We start from the raw sequence: 16920 nt of genomic DNA on the forward strand, positions 1-16920 counted from the left end.
CATGAAGAACATCACGATCGGCGTGATCGGCGCCGGGCTGATCGGGCGCAAACATCTGCGCAAAATCGCCGAGCGGCACGACTACGAGCTCGTCGGCATCGCGGACGTGAATGCCGATGCGGTCTCCGCCGAGCACCCCAGGACGCGCGTTTTCGCCGATTACCGTCAGCTGCTGGACGAGGCACGGCCGGAAGCCGTGATCATCGCTTCCCCCAACCAGCTTCATGCGGAGAATGGCATCGAATGCGCCCGGCGGGGCATTCATATCCTGATCGAGAAGCCGGTCACTGATACGCTCGAGACGGCGGCCACCTTGATCACGGAAGTGCGAAAGGGCGGTGTCAAATCGCTGGTCGGACATCACCGCCGCCATCATTTGCCGGTCAAGACGCTGCAAGCGCTGCTGCGGGATGGCCGGATCGGGGATATCGTCGGTGTATCGGCGATCTGGGCGACGCATAAGCCGGCGGATTACTTCAAGATCGCGCCGTGGCGGCGTGAGGCTGGCGGCGGCCCGATCCTGATCAACCTGATCCACGAGATCGATTTCCTGCGCTACACCGTCGGCGAAATCGTCGCCGTCGAAGCCATCGCGTCGAATCGCCAGCGCGGCTTTGCGGTCGAGGATAGCGCCGCCGCGCTGATCGAATTCGACAATGGCGCGCTCGGCACCTTTTTCATCAGCGACAGCGCCGTCTCCCCCTGGACAACGGAGCAGGGTCTGGGTGAGGCGCCGGAATTCCCGTTCAGCGGCGAAAGCAGCTACCGCTTCATGGGCCGTCGCGGTGCGGTCGAGTTTCCCGAACTCGTGCAATGGACGCAGGCGGACGACGCGCAGGACTGGAACAAGCCGATCCAGGCCCAGCGCCTCCACGCGCCAACGATCGATCCCTATGTCGCCCAGCTCGATCATTTCCGCGATATCATCCGCAGCACCGCTTCCTCGTTGCAGCCGGTCGAGGACGGCGCGCGGTCCCTGCTCGCAACGCTTGCGATCGCCGAGGCGGCCACCGCCGGGCGGCGCATCGACTTGCGGGAGCGGTATGCGGCGCTTTCGCCATAGGTCCGCTCAGAATCAGTGAAAGTTATCGGAGACCAGAGATAACAATTGGTCCAAATGGTTGAAAAAGAAGATGCTTTAGCTCTATCGTGCGGCCCTCGGGACGCGCCTGGGACCTTCCGGAGCTAATCGCATGACCAAACGCTCGATTGCCACGGTTTCGCTGAGCGGCTCGCTCGACGAAAAGCTGCGCGCCATTGCCGGCGCCGGCTTCGATGCCGTCGAGATTTTCGAGAACGACCTGTTAACGTTCAACGGCAGCCCCCGCGACGTCGGGCAGCTCTGCCGCGACCTCGGCCTTTCAATTTGCGCGTTCCAGCCGTTTCGCGATTTCGAGGGCATGCCCGAACCGCAGCGCGCCCGCAACTTCGCGCGCGCGGCGCACAAGTTTGATCTGATGCAGGAATTGGGGACCGACTTGCTGCTGATCTGCAGCAATGTTTCACCGGCGTCCCTTGGAGGCATCGACCGCGCCGCTGCGGATTTCCGTGCGCTTGGCGAACTCGCGGCTTCGCACGGCCTGCGCGTCGGTTTCGAGGCGCTGGCCTGGGGGCGCCACGTCAATGACTATCGCGACGCCTGGGAGATCGTGCGCCGCGCCGATCACAAATCGATCGGGGTCATTCTAGACAGTTTTCACGCGCTGGCGCCGGGATTTCCGGTCAGCGCGATCCAGTCGATTCCGGCGGACAGGATCTTCCTGGTTCAGCTTGCCGACGCGCCGAAGCTTGGTCTCGACGTATTGTCCTGGAGCCGGCACTTCCGTTGCTTCCCGGGGCAGGGCGACCTGCCGGTGGGGGCCTTCATGGACGCTGTGGCCGCGACCGGATACAGCGGCCCGCTGTCGCTGGAAATATTCAACGATCAGTTTCGCTCCGGCTCGCCGGTCCGCACCGCGACCGACGGGCTGCGTTCGCTGATCTTGCTGGAGGATGAACTCGCCAAGAGTTCGTCCAGGGCATCGACGAACAGGCTGCAGCCCAAAGCGCAGAGCCGCGGCGTCGGCTTCGTCGAATTCGCCGTCGATGAAACCAAAGCGAGGAACCTGTCGGCGCTGCTCGGCCAACTCGGCTTTCGCAAGACCGGTTCCCACCGCAGCAAGGATGTCGAACGCTGGTCGCAGGGCCATATCGAGCTGGTCATCAATTGCGAACCGGACGGCTTTGCTCATTCGCACTACGTCACGCACGGCCCGGGCGTCTGCGCCATCGCGATCGACATCGACGACGCCGGGAAAACCATGGCCCGCGCGGAAGCGCTGAAGGCCCACACCTTCTATCAGCCGGTTGGGCCCGGTGAGCTCGAGATCCCCGCGATCCGGGGCGTGGGCGGCAGCCTGCTGTATTTTCTGGAGGCGGCGGGCAAGAACTGGGACACCGATTTCGAAGCGTTGCGCAGCGATGCCGCGACCGACCGTCTCGAGGTGGTCGACCATATCTCGCAGTCGATGCCTTATGACGAGATGCTGTCCTGGCTGTTGTTCTACACCGGCATACTCGATCTGCAGCGCCTGCCGCAGATGGAGATCGCCGATCCGGTCGGGCTGGTGCAGAGCCAGGCGCTGATCAACGGCAATCAGGGCTTGCGCGTGATCCTGAACGGCTCGTCGGCGACGCGGACGCTGTCGGCCCGATTCATCAACGAATTCTTCGGCTCCGGGGTTCAGCACATTGCATTTTCATGCAGCGATATTTTCACGGCTGTCGCGGACATGCGCTCGCGCGGCGCGGATTTCCTGAAGATTCCGGACAATTATTACGACGATATCGAAGCCAAATACGATCTCGATGCCGCGACGATGACGGCGCTGCGCGACAACCAGATTCTGTACGATCGCGAAGGCGACGGCGAATTCTTCCAGGTCTACACCCATACCTTCGATGACCGATTCTTCTTCGAGATCGTCCAGCGGCGCGATTATCAAGGATTTGGCGCCGCCAATGCCGCGGTTCGCCTCGCGGCGCAGACGCGGGAGTCGCGGCCCTTGACCATTCCCCGCGCGTGAAAAAATCTAGAGCGCGATCGATCCGATACTCGCGCCGCCGCAAACATAGAGCGCCTGGCCGGTGATGAAATCGGCATCGCGGCTCGAGAAGAACATCACGGCGCGCGCCACATCACTCGGCCTGCCGATGCGGCCGACCGGTATAGAGCGGGCGAGTTGATCGACCTTCGGGCTGCCCTGCGGAATGACCTCGTGGAACATGTCGGTCTCGACTGGCCCAGGAGCCACGACATTGACCGTGATGCCGTGCGCCGCCGTTTCCAGCGCCCAGGTCCGCGCCATGCCGAGCATGCCGGATTTCGTGGCCGAATAGGCGGTGCGGGTGGCGGCGCCAAGCGCGGCGCGCGAGGCGATCAGAACGATGCGTCCGAAATGCCGTTGCTTCATGCCGGGCAGCGCCGCCTGGACCAGCGTCAATGCGGCGCCGAGATGAAGCTGGCTGAGCGCTGCGATGTCATCGACCGTTACCTGTTCGATCAGGTTGGGCCGGATGATCCCGGCATTGTGGACGATGTGTGAAACTTCATGCCGTGCGGCTACATCCCGGGCCGCATCCGCCGTCGCCTTCGGATCGAACAGATCCACCAGAACCGGCTCGAGGTTGGCGTGCGTCCAGTCCGGCAGGCGCCGGTCGAGCGAGATGATTTGGTGACCGGCCGCAAGCATCGCCTCGGCGATGGCCCGGCCGATCCCGCCGCTGGCGCCCGTGATGATGGCAACGTTGCGCTCGCTCATGATTCCCTCATCCGGCCTTCTGCACCGGCCGCTTCTTCAGCGACCTTGTATCGACGCACTGATCAGAACCGATCGTCGCAGCAACCAGTTCCTTGAGCGCACCGCGCTGGATTTTCTGCGTCGAGGTCAGCGGCAGCGCGGACACGAACGCGACATAGCCGGGCGCCTTGTAATAGGCGAGGCGGCTCAGGCTCCAGGCGACGAGATCGGCCGCGATCTGCTTGCGTGCCGCGGCGTCCGGGGAGGCTCCCTCGCTCACCACGCAGGCGAAGACCTCGTCGCCGCGCACCGGGTCCGGGGCAGGCGCCACCGCAACCTGCCTCACGGCCGGGTGCTGCATCAGCACGCTCTCAACCTCGACCGCCGAGATATTTTCGCCGGAGCGGCGGATCACGTTCTTCTTGCGGTCGACGAAATGAAACGCCCCATCCGGACCGCGCCGCACCACGTCGCCGGTGTGAAACCAGCCGCCATCCCAGGCCTCCGCGGTGGCTTCCGCGTCCTTGAGATATTCGCGGAAGAAGCCGTAGCGCGGCGCTGCACCGGCGTGGCGCACGAGAAGTTCGCCGGGCTCGTTGATGCCGGCTTCGGCGCCGCTATCGGTAACGATGCGGGCCTCGAGTTCGGATCCGAGTCGGCCGAAGCAGCTCGTGCCGGTGTGGCGGGGCTCCTGGGAGGCGACGACCACGGCGCCGGCGCCGGTTTCGGTCATCGCCCAGGCTTCGACCAGCGGAAAGCCGAACCGGGCCTCAAACGGATCGTGCAGCGCCTTGTCGACACCGGCGCCAAAACCGAAGCGGACGTCATGGCGCTTGTCGTCGGCGCTTTCGGGGGCGCCCATCAGCATCGGCGGCATCACGCCGAGATAATGCACGATGGTGGCACGGCTTTCCTTGACGCTGGCCCACCAGCTCTTGGGGTGGAAACGGTCGAGCACGATCAGGCAGCCACCGGTGGTCACCATCGCCATTGCGGAATAGGCCATCGCATTCATATGGAATACCGGCAATGGCGTCAGCATCCGCTCGGAGCCATGGTTCAGCGCGATCAAGCCGCCGACCGTGGCGTACCAATGACCGGCATAGAGAAAATATTCGTTCGGCAGCACGCAGCCTTTGGGCCGGCCGGTGGTGCCAGACGTGTAGAGCAGGGCGCACTCGCTGTCGCGATCGGGTGCGCCAGGCCGCGGTGCGCACGCACGGATCGCCGCCGGTTCGTCGTTGGGGCCGACGACGGGAATGTCGCGCCCAATCGCCTTGGCCGCGGCCGCGACATCGTCCTGACGCGAAGGGATCACGACCGCCGCGACGATCTCGGAATGGCCGATCAGATATTCGAGTTCCGCTGCGCGCATGTCCGGGTTGATGGGTACCAGCGACACGCCGAGCGCATTGAGCGCAAACCAATGCAGGAAGAAGCCCGGGCGATTCTCCATGAGGATGCCGACCCGATGGCCGCTTCCGTAGCCCTTGGCGCGATAGGCGTCGGTCAACGCCGCCATCCGCGCGAGCGCCTCGCCATAGCCGATCTCGCCGGCCGCGATGCCATAGGCCTGCGCCGTTTCGGGCAGCACGGCGAGAAATGGCTTGTCGCCGTGGCTCGCCGCGGCGCGCGCGAAAGCCTCGAAGACGGTTGCCGGAGCCTCGATCGGAAGCTGCATCACCGTCTCACATGAACAGTTGGATGTTGCCGAAGGCGGCATCGCAATTGACGATGTCGACCCGCTTCAGCTTGATCTTGAGCGCGCCGTCCACCACGGCCAAGGTGTGCGTGGCCCAGGCGGCGTAGAGGTCCTGCTGATCGAGGCGGGTCTCGACATAATGCATCGGCGTCCAGGTGACGTACTCGTTCAATGCTTCGTTGCGGCTGTCGACCTGCGGCGTTTGCAGCACGTGATGACAGCGGCTCTTGGGCTTCTGCGAGAAGGTGCGATTTCCCTTGAGGCGCTCGACGCGGATCTTGAGCAGCAGCTTGTCCTCGTACATCAGCGACGTCGTCAGCCGCGGATCGGTCTGGCCCCATTCGAGCGGCATCCAGTAAAAACCGTCCTCGGCGAACAGGTCGAGCCATTCCTCGAAACGGTGCTGGTCGATCAAGCGGGTTTCGCGAATGACGAAATCTATCAATTGCTGGTCGGTGGGCGCGGTCATGGCAGCACTCACATCGACATCGTCATGAATTTCGACCAGGCGCGGAACTGGTTCCGCATCTGCCATTCGGTGGTGCCGTTGGTGACGGCCGTCGTGTCCGGTATTTCGGAAGGGTCGTAGAGCCGCTGCAGATTGACCCATTGATTGGCGTCGACATGCAGGCCTTCCTGCGCGCGCTCGTACATTTCGAGGTCGTCATGGCCGACGACGGAGGTCGGCGCGTTGATCAGCCGGTTATACATCAAGGTACGTTCCAGCAGCATGTCGGGTGCATCGACGAGGCGGAAGGTCCAGCTTTCCACCAGCGTCTTGTTGGCCGCGATCGGCTTGAACACGCGAACCAGCTGGATCGGTCCCTTGATCATGATGTTGGGAAAATACACCGTGTTGTGGCGGTTCTCACCCAGGATCGCCTTGGCGCGTTCCTCTCCATGGGCTGCCGTCATTTTCTCGAAATAGCCGGGCACCGCTGAATAGTCGGAATGGATCGAGTGATGCACACCGGTATGACCGTGGCCGTTGGGCCAGACGCGGATGCCCATGTTCTCGAAGAACTCGTAGGGCGCCATGAAGGGTGCGTAGATCTCCACCGCCATCGGCTTCTTGGCGCCGGGAGGCGCGTTCTTCCACACCTCGATCGCGGTGCCGGCCGACGATTCATGCGCGACCATGGGATGGCAGGTGTCGGTCTGGTTCTCGACCAGCATTTTCCAATTGCAATTGTGCATGTAACGCAGCACGCCGCCGGCGACTTCGAGCCGGCCGGCCGGGGAACGGTCGACCATGTTGTCGAAGCTCGACAGGCTGTCGCCGAAAAATTCCTCGAAGCCGGGGCCGACATCGTTGAGTTTTGCAAAAACGAAGCCGCGATAATTGTGCACGTGCTTGACGGGGCTCATGCCGCGCCCGGCATGGCTCTGTTCGACGCCGGTGTTCTCGTAACCCTTCTTCAGGGGGATCGCGAGCAGCGAACCGTCGGTCTTGAAGCTCCAGGCGTGATAGGGACAGCGGAAGAATTTTCCGGTGTTGCCGCAGGATTCGGTGGTGATGCGGGTGCCCTTGTGCGGGCAGCGATTGTGCAGCACCTTCACGGTGTTGTCGGTGTGGCGCACCATCAGGATCGGTTGGGTGCCGATGGTGGTGCCGTAATAGTCGCCCGGTTTCGCGACCTGGCTGTCATGGCCGACATAGGCCCAGGTGTTGGCGAAGACATGCTCCATTTCGAGCTGGAAAACCTCCTCGTCGATATAGACGTCGCGATGAACCTCGGTCTCGCGCACGAGGCCTTTGATTGCTTCGAGATTTCCGCGATATCTGGCCATCAACACCTCCTCAGGAATCAAAGATCGAGCACGAGCCGCGGGCTTTTCGACCGCGAGACGCAGATTTGCATGACCTTGCCATCGGCCTTTTCGGTATCGGTCAGGATATAGTCGCGATGGTCCGGCGTGCCTTCGATCACGCTGACCTGGCAGATGCCGCAATCGCCGCGCTGGCAATCATGCATGGGATCTTCACCCGCTTCGATCAGCACGGCGAGAATGGTCTTGTCGGGCGGAATAAGGAAGGTCTTGCCGGAATTGTTCAGCACTACTTCGAAGGGCTGGTCACCGGCGAGGGGGGCGGCGGTGGCAAAAATCTCGAACCGCAAGCGACCGTCGGCCCAGCCGAGATCCTTGGCGCTCTGGATCGCCGTATCGATCATCGGCTTGGGTCCGCAGACGTACAGCGGTTCGTCGCCGGTGAGTGAGGTCATCAGGCCCTTCACGTCGAAGATGCCGTTGGCGTCGTCGGTGTGGACGGTCAAATGCTCGCCGCACAGCGCCTCGCTTTCGCTGAGAAAGGCGAGCTGGTCGCGCGAGCGGCCGGCATAGATGAAGCGGTAGGGGTGCTTGCTGGCGGTGAGCGTCGTTGCCATCGAGAGCACCGGCGTCACCCCGATGCCGCCGGCAAGAAGCACGATCGGTTTCGACGCCGGCTCCAGCGGAAAGTTATTCCGTGGCGCGGCGAGCGAGAGAACGTCGCCGACCTTGAGCGCATGCATGAATTGGGAGCCGCCCTGGCTCGGCTGTTCCAGCCGCACGCCGAGCCGGTAGGCGTGCGGGCGCGTGGTCGCTGCCGGATCGAGCGAGGTGTTGATCAGCGAGTAGGAGCGTTCGCTGCCATCGGGCAGGCGTACTTTGACATGCGCGCCGGCCTCCCAGGAGGGCAGCGGCTCGGCGTGCGGACGGGCGAGCTTGATCGCGCGGATCAACGTGGTTTCCGCGTGGATATCGGTCACGGTGAGGTCGAACTGGTCCATCGTATCAATCACAGAAATGTTTCAACCGTGGCAAGCGCGCCGTCGAGCGCCTTACCCTCTTCATCGGCGAGTGCCGCCTTGCAAAGGCGGCGCAGCCATTGGCCACCATCAGCGCGACCGGCAAGACGCGGTGCAACCGCGATCACCCTGTCGAATTTCGAGGCGCCGCGCGCGTGGGTGTCGGAATAGCCCTTCACCAGCCGACGCGCCTCGAGAATGGCGACGGCAAGCTCGTAATCTTTTGCGGCGGTCGTGCGGGCAAGATCGAGCCAGGCATCGCGATGGGCGACCTCGCGCTGATGGCGCAACGTGCCGCGGCGAAAGCGCTTCAGGCCACCCAGCACATACAGCGGCAGGAACCAGCGCACGGTGCCGGTCTGCACGCGCCGCCCGCGATTGACGAGGCGGTCGAGCCTCTTGCACAGGCCAGGCTTGCCTTCGAGCCACAGGCCAAGGCCCGCGGGAAGCGTGCCCAAGACCTCTTCCATGCGCGGATGCATGAATTCGGTGGTGTAGACGAGTTGATCGGGTTTCGCGAGAACCTCGCCGCGAACGCGTTCGAAACGGCTTGCACGCGTCTTGAGGTCGGCAACGCGGATGACGTCGTCATAGGCCATGGCCACGGCGACATGTTTTGCCGCCGCTCGCGTCAATGCGGGATCGCTGCCGTGTTCCAGGCGCATAAAGCCTGCGACGAGATCGAGGTATTCCCGGCCATAGCTGACGTCCTGAAAATCGACGACCTTGCGCAAGCCTGCGGCGATGATGCCGTGCAGGGACGTGGGGAAAGTCGTGCTTGCGTCGGTGACGAGTGCATCGAAGGCGGAGTCGCCGATTGGTGCGAGCGCCGGATACAGCTTGCCGGCTGAAGCAGGCTTAGGCGGCGCGGGCGGCGTCGCGGTTGCGGCATCCGCCTGGGTGCGCTCAAAACCCGCCGCGAACGCGCGCAGGCTCGGTTCGATGCCGATGCCGGCGGCGCGGATGGTCGCTTCATAAGCTTTGCGGCCAAACGGCAGGGCGCCGCTGCCGGCGAGCGCACCGAACAACACCGCCGAGATGGCGCTGCCGGTGCTGTCGGCAAGCACAGCCATGTCGAAGGCGACAAAACGTTTCGCGGTGGCCTCTGCCGCCTCATATACCTTGCTGGAATCGCTGATGCCGTCGCCGGGCACGAGCTTCTCCTGGACCGCGAAGGAACGATGCGACGAGGCGATCAGCGTGGTCTTGTCTGGCGTGACGAGGCCGCGCTGGATGGCGCGGCCGGCTTCCATCAGTTCGGCGCCGACCACGACATCGACTTCGCCGGGGACCGGCATCAGCGACAGCACCGGGTAGGCGGCATCGGCGCGGGCAGGGATCATCTCGACATAATAGATGGTCGCGCCGGTGCGCTGGGCGACACCGGGCACCGAGGTAGATTGCGCAATCCAGTTCTGGCTTTCCGCCAGTGCCACGATCCAGTCGACCAGCACGCCGCCGCCCTGGCCGCCCATCGCGAGCACGGCGATCGAAAGCGGTCGGGTCAGATCGATGGCGAGGGGCTGCAGCACGATGTTCATTCGGTCATGCCCTCAAACCAGAGCGAGACGGCGCCGGTCGCGGCGTCGCTGCAGGAAACCGATAATGCCGCCGCGCAGTTTCGCCATGAACTGATCGAATCCGGTCGGGTTGTGGATGATATCCGCGCGGTAGAATGACGGGCACAGTACGGCGGCCTCCGCCACCTCACCGCAATTGCCACAGCCGACGCAGCTGTTGTCGATCGCCGCCACCGGATCGTCCTTCAGGGGATCGTCGGTGTGCTTCACCGAAAGCGAGGGGCAGCCGGACAGCCGGATGCAGGCATGGTCGCCGGTGCAGACGTCCTCATCGACACCGAAGCGCTCGCGCACGACGCGCTCGCCACCCTTCACGGCTTTGTTGAACAGCGGCTTGATCCGGCGCTGCTTGTTCAGCATGCATTCGGACGAGGCGACGATGATCTTCGGTCCCTTGTCGGTGCTTGTGAGCGCTTCCTTCAGCGTGTCGCGCATCTTGGCGACGTCGTAGGTGCGGTCGATCTGGCGGACCCATTTGGCGCCGATGCCTTTGACGGCCTCGGTGATCGGGTGGTTGGTCGAGCGCGATTTATTGTCGGCGCGGGACGACAGGATGTCCTGGCCGCCGGTGGCCGCGGAATAATGATTGTCTACAACCAGGATGACGCCGTCATGCTGGTTGTAGACCGCATTGCCGATGCCGCTGGTCAGGCCGTTGTGCCAGAAGCCGCCGTCGCCCATGATAGCGATCGAACGCTTGTCTGCCTTCACGTTAAACGCGGACGCCGAGGCCGGGCCGAGGCCATAGCCCATCGTCGTCGCCCCGATGTTGAACGGCGGCAGGATCGAGAACAAATGGCAGCCGATATCGGCCGCGACATGATGCGGCCCGAGGTCCTTTTCCACGAGCTTCATCGCGGCGAAGATCGGCCGCTCCGGGCAGCCGGTGCAGAAGCCGGCGGGACGCGCCGGCACCACTTCGGCCAAGGCCTTGACCTTGTCGTGCGCTGACATCGATGGGTCGTTCGGGGCGCGGATCCGATCCGGCAGCGCGCCGGGCGCGGCAGCGGTGAGGAAGTTGCGAAGCCCCGCCGCCATCACGGCTGCGGTATATTCGCCGCCGATCGGCAACTCGCCCTTGCCGTAGATCTTCGTAGAGACATCAGCCTTTCGCAGCACCTTGTGCAGGGCCTGTTCGATGTAATCAGGCTGGCCTTCCTCAACCATCAGCACCGCGCGCTTCGATTGGCAGAAGTCGATCAGCTCATCGTCGATCAAGGGGTAGGTCACGTTCATCACGTAGAGCGGAATGCGGGTGTTGCCCCAGACGTCCGCCAGGCCAAGGCCCTGCAGCGCGCGGATCACGCCATTGTACATGCCGCCTTGCAGGATAATACCTACGTCGTCGATGTCGCCTTCGAATACCTCGTTGAGCTTGCGCGCCTTGATGAACGCGATTGCGGCCGGCCAGCGCTGTTCGATCTTTTCCTTCTCGTGCTGGTAGGCGGCCGGCGGCAGCACGATGCGGTTGGTATCCCGCCGCGGATTTTCCAGCGCCTGGGCCAGCGTGAATTCGGGGCGCTTGTTGTCCTTGGCGACAAAGCGGCCATGGACGTGGCAGGAACGGATGCGCACTTCGAGCATCACGGGCGTATTGGTCGCCTCCGACAGCTCAAATCCGTCCTCCACCGCTTTCACGATCGATTCGAGGTTGGGGCGGGGATCGAGCAGCCAGATCTGGGATTTCATCGCAAAGGCGTGGCTGCGCTCCTGCATGATGGAGGAGCCTTCCCCATAATCTTCGCCGAGCACGATCAACGCGCCGCCGGTGACGCCGCCGGAGGCGAGATTAGCCAGCGCATCGGAGGCGACGTTGGTGCCGGCGGTCGATTTCCAGGTGACGGCGCCGCGGATCGGATACATCACGGATGCGGAAAGCATCGCGGCTGCGGCCGCCTCGGACGCCGACGTTTCGAAGTGCACGCCGAGATCGCCGAGAATGTCCTGCGCGTCCGCCAACACGTCCATCAGATGCGAGATCGGCGCGCCCTGATAGCCGCCGACATAGCCGACGCCGGACTGCAGCAGCGCCTTGGTGATGGCCAGAATCCCCTCGCCATGGAAGACATCCCCGTTGCCTAGTTTGAGGTCCTGGACCTCTCGGGCGAAAGAGCGTTCAGCCATGACGCATTTCCTTCGGCTCAAGCGACGGCGGCAGATCGGTCAAAATGCTAAGCCGACATATTTTAAGTGTCAAATAATTATCCATTACATGACACCCCGCTTCAGGTGGTAGCCAACCGCTTCGCGATCCCAGGTCGACGCGGTCACGCCGCGCTCGCGCAACTCGTATTTCCGGATTTTGCCGTTCTCCGTCCGTGGCAGGTCCGCGACAAAATCGATGAAGCGAGGCACCGCGAAATAGGGCAGACGCAGGGCGCAGAATTGCATCAGTTCGACGGGCGGGATCGCCGCTCCCGGCCGCACCACGATCGCGGCCATCACTTCATCCTCGGCAAGTTCCGAGCGCACGGGAAAGACCGCCGTCATCTCGATGTCAGGGTGAGCCAGCAGCACCTGCTCAACCTCATAGGACGAGATGTTCTCGCCGCGGCGGCGAATCGCGTCCTTGAGCCGGTCCACGAAGCGGAAATAGCCGTTCTCGTCACGGATAACCCGATCGCCGGTATGGAACCAGAGATTCCGCCAGGCTTCCACGGTCTTCTCGGCCATGCCGAAATAGCCGCTCGCGAACGCAAACGGCTCGTCGGCGCGCAGCACCAGCTCACCGGCCTCGCCATCCGGCAATTCAACGTCGCTGATATCGACGACGCGGGCCTGAAAACCATCGATGATACGGCCCATGGTTCCCGGCTTCTGCGTTTCCGGCGATGCGCCGATGACGAAATTGGTTTCGGTCGAGCCGTAACCTTCGAGCAGCGTAACGCCAGTGCGCGCAGCGAATGTCGCGCCGAGATTAGCCGGAACCCCTGGTCCGAGCCCGGTGCGGACTTTGTGCCCGCGTTCGTCCGCTCGCGGTTCACCCGCGAGCAGGATCGGCACCATGGCGCCGAGCAGATAGATCACCGTTGCTTCGTTGCGGATCATGGCCGGCCAGAAACCGGAGGCCGAGAAACGCGGTTCGAGGACCATGTGCGCGCCGCTGAGAAGCGCCTGCGCGAAAGTATTGAGGGCATTGATATGGAACAGCGGCAGGGTCGTGCAAAGCACGTCGTCTGCCGTCAGGCCAAAAATGCGGCCGGAGTGGATGCCCCACCAATAATATTGTGCATGCGGGCACATCACGCCCTTGGATGGACCGGTGGTGCCGCTGGTATAGATGATCGCGAGCGTGTCGCCGGGGCTGACGGGCGCTGCCGAAATCGGGGCTGCGCGTGGCGGCATGGCTTCCATCAACGGCGCTGCACCCTTGGGCGGGGCATCGGCGCCGATCACCCAGATCGAACCAAGTGAGGCCATGCCTTCGGGGACATGGGCCAGGCGTTCGACGAATTGCGCCTCGATCGCGAACAGCCGTGCACCGCTATTCGACAGGTAGTAACCGATCTGCGGTCCCATCGCGGCGGTGTTGATCGGGACAGCGATGGCGCCGATCCAGCCACACCCCAAAACGATCTCCAGCATTTCGAGGCGATTGGAGCAGAGGATCGCGACCCGGTCGCCGGCCGAAACGCCGGCAGCGCGCAACGTCGCGGCACGGCCGGCCGCGATGTCGCGCGCCTCGCGGAACGTCCATGAATCAGTTGCGCACGAGACCAAGGTCCGGTCGCCGTGGCTTCCGGCCTGAATCTCGAGCATGCGCGGCAGCGTCCGGTCTTCCGGCGGCAGCGGAATCATGCCGGGCGCATGGAGGCTCACGAGCGGGGCGCTCCCGCATGATTTGAAGGCACCAGCGCCAGCACGCGCAATGGGCTGCCGCTGCCCTGTTGGATCTTCAGCGGCGGCGCGATCAGCGAGCTGCCGGTCGGTGGCAGCAGGTCGAGATTGGTCAGGCATTGCAGGCCATAGCGTCCGGCACCGTGCATGTAGTAGTGGCACGGATAGGGAGGCAGGAAATGCGCCGCCTGGCCCGCATCGGTGCCGATGGTTTCGGTGCCGAAGCCGAGCACGTCGCGCTCATTGAGCAGGAAACGCACGGCGTCAGGATCGGGACCCGGTGTGTGCTGCCCGACGTCGTCGAAATTCTGATAGGCCGCCGGATCGGTCTTCTTCGACCAGTCGGTGCGCATCAGCACCCAGCACCGCGTCGGGATTTTGCCGTGCACGGCTTCCCAGGCCTTGATGAAATCCGGCGTCAGCAGGAAGTCGGCATCCTGTGCGGATTCCTTCGAGCAGTCGATCACCACGGCGGGCGCAATGAAATCGGCAACCGGGATCGTATCGGTGGAGCTGTTGGGAAGGTCGCGGCCCGAGACCCAGTGGATCGGAGCGTCGAAATGCGTGCCGGTATGTTCGCCAAAGGACAAATTGTTCCAGTACCAGGCGCCGCCGCGTTCGTCGTAACGCGAAATCTCCTCCATACGGAATGCGCGGCTCTGGCCTATTTCCGGCGGCATCACGATGCTCGGAAAATCGGGAGCAAGCGTCTGCGTCAGATCGATGATGCGGATCGCGCCGGTCGCAAGCGCTGCGGTGAAGCCCGCCAGGATTTCAGGGCCGGGCGCTGGATCGTGCGGTTTCATCGGCCAAGCTCCCGTTCCAGTGCCTTGGGATTGTCGCGGAAGCGGGCGAGCCAGTCCTGCGCGATATCGCCGGGATAGACGTCCTCGACCGATCCTTTGAGCGCGCCGACGATGGCGCGGGCGACCGCCGATGGCGCCAGTTTCGGCGGAAGCAGCAGCTGATTCCATTCGTCGTCGATCGGTCCCGGAAAGATGTTGACGACCCTGATGCCGGCGACGCGCATTTCGGCGCGCAGCGCCTGCGCGACCGAAAGGGCCGCGGCCATCGACGCCGAATAGGTCGCGTGCTGCGGAAAATTGGACAGCGCATAGATCGACAGCAGATTGACCCAGGCCACCGCGCTGGTTTCGCCATCGGCGCCGCGCGACTGCATCACCGGACCGAACGCCTGGGCCAGCCGCAACAGGCCGAAGCAATTGGTCTCCATCTCCGCCCGCGCGGTTTCGACGCCGGCACGGCCGAAAATGCCAAATGTGCGATGATGTTCTGATGTGTTGATCACGATGTCGACCTTGAAGCCGAGTTCGGCGGCAAGCTCATTGACCGATTTGGTGTCGGTGACGTCGAGCGGGACCAGCGTCACCTTGGGCAGTTCGGCGATCGCCGGCCAGCCCGGCGGGTTCTTCCAGGGTTCGCAATGGCCGGCCCAGACGAGGTCGGCGCCGGCCTCCAGCGCCGCTTTCACGACAGCCTGGCCGACCGCCGATTTGGCGTCGGTGACCAGCACTTTGCGGAATCTCGGATCCGACGTGAAATTGCGCAGCTTCGGCTCGTCGGCGAGTGCGGTATTGCCACCATCCGGCTTGGCGACGAGTGCGGCCTGGCCGGCGCGGTCGAGCACGGCCTCCACTATGACCGGAGACGGCGCCGGGCCGCAGCGCGCGTCGAGGTGGACGACGAGGCTGACGCCTTCGGCCAGGCGGACCAGTCCGAGCCGCCAGGGCATGCGTTCGCGAAAGAACAGCTCCTGGGAATGATGCAACGTGGTCTCACTGACGAGTTCGCCCCGTCCGCTCATCACGGTCCATTCGAGTTCGGCCGACAGACAGCGAACGCAGGCCTCGCGCGGCGGATATTGCACGGCGCCGCAGGCCGCGCAGCATTGCAGTTCGAGGTTACCAAGTGCTGCGCCGCGAACGAGGCCGAGCGCAATGCGGCTGCGGCGGTCCGGCGGCAGTGTCGGCGCGCGCGTCTTCAGGATCGGGTTCTTGCGCTTCGGCCGTTTGATTGTTTCACTCATCATCAAGTCCCAATCATGTTGCGGCGAGAATGGCGGCGCCGGTGCATAGTCCCCGGTCGAAGTTGATCATGCCGAATCCGGAGACCAGCGCATGACGGGCGTTCTCGACCCGGGCGCCAAGCGGCTGTCCCGTGACCTGCCGGAGCGCTTCGACGATCCCGAGCGTGCCGCCGGCGGCACCGGCCTGGCCGACAGATAATTGGCCACCCGATGTGTTGAAGGGAAAGCTGCCGTTCGCTTCGAAAGTGTTGCGACGAATGAAGTCCGGCCCTTCGCCCTTGCCGCAGAAGCCGAGATCCTCGATCTGCAACACGCAGATCACAGGATAATCGTCATAGGCCTCGAGCAGGTCGATGTCTTCAGGCCCGACGCCTGCGCTTTCGTACAGGCGGTCGCGGTCCATTGCCCAGCCGCCCCGGTGCTGCACCGGATCATCAGGGAAGGCGTTGTGCCGCTCGATGGCACCTCGCAGCCGCGCGTGCGGCAATCCGAGGCGCCGGGCCCGATCCTCGCTCATGACAAGAAAAGCTTCCGCGCCGGCGCAAGGCATCACGCAATCGAACAGCCGAAGCGGGTCGGCCACCGGCCGGGCGTTAAGATATTCGTCCAGCGTCAGCGGCTTCTTGAACAGCGCATGGGGGAATTGCAACGCGTTCGAGCGCTGCGCGACGCAGAGCTTGCCGAAATCCTCAGGCTTGGCCCCATAGGTGCGCATGTAATAGGCGGTGAGGAAGGCGAAACTGGTATTGGGCCCACCGGCGCCATAGGGATAGACCGCGTCCTGCGCAAACATGCTGAAGGTCGCCGTGCTGAGCCGGAAGCTGTCGACGTGGTTGGTGTCGCCGGCAATGCAGGCAACGATCTCGGCGTCACCCGCCTGGACGGCGCGCGCGGCGCGGCGGAGGCTGACAATGCCGGATGCGCCGCCCATCGGCACGTGATCGAGCCAGCGCGGCGAAAGGCCGAGATGCTGGGTCAGGCCGACGGCGCTGTCGGGCGCCAGCGTGAAGCTCCCCACGCACAGGCCGTCGATTTCATCCTTGGAAATCCCGGCGCCATCAACCAGGGCCTTCAGCGCGCGGGCGATGAACCAGTGCGCGCCGCGGATGGAGAAGCGCTCATAGGGCACGGTGACGGGTACCGCGACGGCGACCCCGTCGTAACTTGCAATGCGGTTTGCCATGGC

General features: G+C 63.8%; 13 protein-coding genes. 2 read left to right on the forward strand and 11 right to left on the reverse strand.

The window, feature by feature from the left end:
• Position 1 precedes the first annotated feature (1 nt).
• On the forward strand, positions 2 to 1063 hold the full coding sequence (locus JQ597_RS08120; protein ID WP_212263678.1) for a Gfo/Idh/MocA family protein: 1062 nt from the start codon (positions 2 to 4) through the stop codon (positions 1061 to 1063).
• A gap of 130 nt (positions 1064 to 1193) precedes the next feature.
• Positions 1194 to 3065: a bifunctional sugar phosphate isomerase/epimerase/4-hydroxyphenylpyruvate dioxygenase family protein gene (locus JQ597_RS08125; RefSeq protein WP_212263679.1), complete on the forward strand. Its 1872-nt coding sequence runs from the start codon at positions 1194 to 1196 to the stop codon at positions 3063 to 3065.
• A 6-nt stretch (positions 3066 to 3071) separates the two neighbouring features.
• Here the strand turns inward: JQ597_RS08125 and JQ597_RS08130 are convergent, their stop codons facing one another.
• The 11 genes from JQ597_RS08130 to JQ597_RS08180 all read right to left on the reverse strand — a co-directional run bounded on the left by JQ597_RS08130 (position 3072) and on the right by JQ597_RS08180 (position 16917).
• Positions 3072 to 3800 carry an SDR family oxidoreductase gene (locus JQ597_RS08130; protein WP_212263680.1) on the reverse strand — a complete coding sequence of 243 codons (729 nt, stop codon included), beginning with the start codon at positions 3798 to 3800 and terminating at the stop codon, positions 3072 to 3074.
• Between the two features lie 7 nt (positions 3801 to 3807).
• Positions 3808 to 5460 carry an AMP-binding protein gene (locus JQ597_RS08135; protein WP_212263681.1) on the reverse strand — a complete coding sequence of 551 codons (1653 nt, stop codon included), beginning with the start codon at positions 5458 to 5460 and terminating at the stop codon, positions 3808 to 3810.
• A gap of 7 nt (positions 5461 to 5467) precedes the next feature.
• Positions 5468 to 5950: an aromatic-ring-hydroxylating dioxygenase subunit beta gene (locus JQ597_RS08140; RefSeq protein ID WP_212263682.1), complete on the reverse strand. Its 483-nt coding sequence runs from the start codon at positions 5948 to 5950 to the stop codon at positions 5468 to 5470.
• 8 nt (positions 5951 to 5958) lie between these two features.
• A complete protein-coding gene (locus JQ597_RS08145) occupies positions 5959 to 7272 on the reverse strand; it encodes an aromatic ring-hydroxylating dioxygenase subunit alpha (protein WP_212263683.1) in 1314 nt (437 codons plus the stop codon).
• A 17-nt stretch (positions 7273 to 7289) separates the two neighbouring features.
• Positions 7290 to 8252, reverse strand: coding sequence for a PDR/VanB family oxidoreductase (locus JQ597_RS08150; protein ID WP_212263684.1), 963 nt, complete (start codon positions 8250 to 8252; stop codon positions 7290 to 7292).
• A gap of 8 nt (positions 8253 to 8260) precedes the next feature.
• Complete coding sequence (locus JQ597_RS08155) at positions 8261 to 9811, reverse strand: indolepyruvate oxidoreductase subunit beta family protein (protein ID WP_212263685.1); 1551 nt, start codon at positions 9809 to 9811, stop codon at positions 8261 to 8263.
• A 12-nt stretch (positions 9812 to 9823) separates the two neighbouring features.
• On the reverse strand, positions 9824 to 11974 hold the full coding sequence (locus tag JQ597_RS08160) for a ferredoxin family protein (RefSeq protein WP_212263686.1): 2151 nt from the start codon (positions 11972 to 11974) through the stop codon (positions 9824 to 9826).
• Positions 11975 to 12058: 84 nt separating this feature from the next.
• Positions 12059 to 13669 (reverse strand): ATP-dependent acyl-CoA ligase, encoded by a 1611-nt coding sequence (locus JQ597_RS08165; protein WP_212263687.1) that lies wholly within the window; start codon positions 13667 to 13669, stop codon positions 12059 to 12061.
• The gene (locus JQ597_RS08170; protein ID WP_212263688.1) at positions 13666 to 14493 is read right to left on the reverse strand and encodes a cyclase family protein; all 828 of its coding nucleotides are present in this window, start codon (positions 14491 to 14493) and stop codon (positions 13666 to 13668) included. The genes JQ597_RS08165 and JQ597_RS08170 overlap by 4 nt, the downstream gene beginning before the upstream one ends.
• Positions 14490 to 15734: an SDR family NAD(P)-dependent oxidoreductase gene (locus tag JQ597_RS08175; protein ID WP_212263689.1), complete on the reverse strand. Its 1245-nt coding sequence runs from the start codon at positions 15732 to 15734 to the stop codon at positions 14490 to 14492. Before JQ597_RS08175 ends, JQ597_RS08170 begins: the two co-directional genes overlap by 4 nt.
• Before the next feature lie 13 nt (positions 15735 to 15747).
• Entirely contained in the window at positions 15748 to 16917 is a 1170-nt protein-coding gene (locus tag JQ597_RS08180) for a thiolase family protein (protein ID WP_212263690.1), read from the reverse strand.
• Between the last annotated feature and the right edge of the window lie 3 nt (positions 16918 to 16920).

The organism is Bradyrhizobium sp. AUGA SZCCT0177, assembly GCF_018130125.1.
GTDB lineage: Bacteria > Pseudomonadota > Alphaproteobacteria > Rhizobiales > Xanthobacteraceae > Bradyrhizobium.

Coding starts and splice junctions, on each gene's coding strand:
- JQ597_RS08180 (WP_212263690.1), bottom strand. CDS start 16,917: ATGGCAAACCGCATTGCAAGTTACGACGGGGTCGCCGTCGCGGTACCC.
- JQ597_RS08160 (WP_212263686.1), bottom strand. CDS start 11,974: ATGGCTGAACGCTCTTTCGCCCGAGAGGTCCAGGACCTCAAACTAGGC.
- JQ597_RS08155 (WP_212263685.1), bottom strand. CDS start 9,811: ATGAACATCGTGCTGCAGCCCCTCGCCATCGATCTGACCCGACCGCTT.
- JQ597_RS08120 (WP_212263678.1), top strand. CDS start 2: ATGAAGAACATCACGATCGGCGTGATCGGCGCCGGGCTGATCGGGCGC.
- JQ597_RS08150 (WP_212263684.1), bottom strand. CDS start 8,252: ATGGACCAGTTCGACCTCACCGTGACCGATATCCACGCGGAAACCACG.
- JQ597_RS08170 (WP_212263688.1), bottom strand. CDS start 14,493: ATGAAACCGCACGATCCAGCGCCCGGCCCTGAAATCCTGGCGGGCTTC.
- JQ597_RS08125 (WP_212263679.1), top strand. CDS start 1,194: ATGACCAAACGCTCGATTGCCACGGTTTCGCTGAGCGGCTCGCTCGAC.
- JQ597_RS08145 (WP_212263683.1), bottom strand. CDS start 7,272: ATGGCCAGATATCGCGGAAATCTCGAAGCAATCAAAGGCCTCGTGCGC.
- JQ597_RS08175 (WP_212263689.1), bottom strand. CDS start 15,734: ATGAGTGAAACAATCAAACGGCCGAAGCGCAAGAACCCGATCCTGAAG.
- JQ597_RS08135 (WP_212263681.1), bottom strand. CDS start 5,460: ATGCAGCTTCCGATCGAGGCTCCGGCAACCGTCTTCGAGGCTTTCGCG.
- JQ597_RS08140 (WP_212263682.1), bottom strand. CDS start 5,950: ATGACCGCGCCCACCGACCAGCAATTGATAGATTTCGTCATTCGCGAA.
- JQ597_RS08130 (WP_212263680.1), bottom strand. CDS start 3,800: ATGAGCGAGCGCAACGTTGCCATCATCACGGGCGCCAGCGGCGGGATC.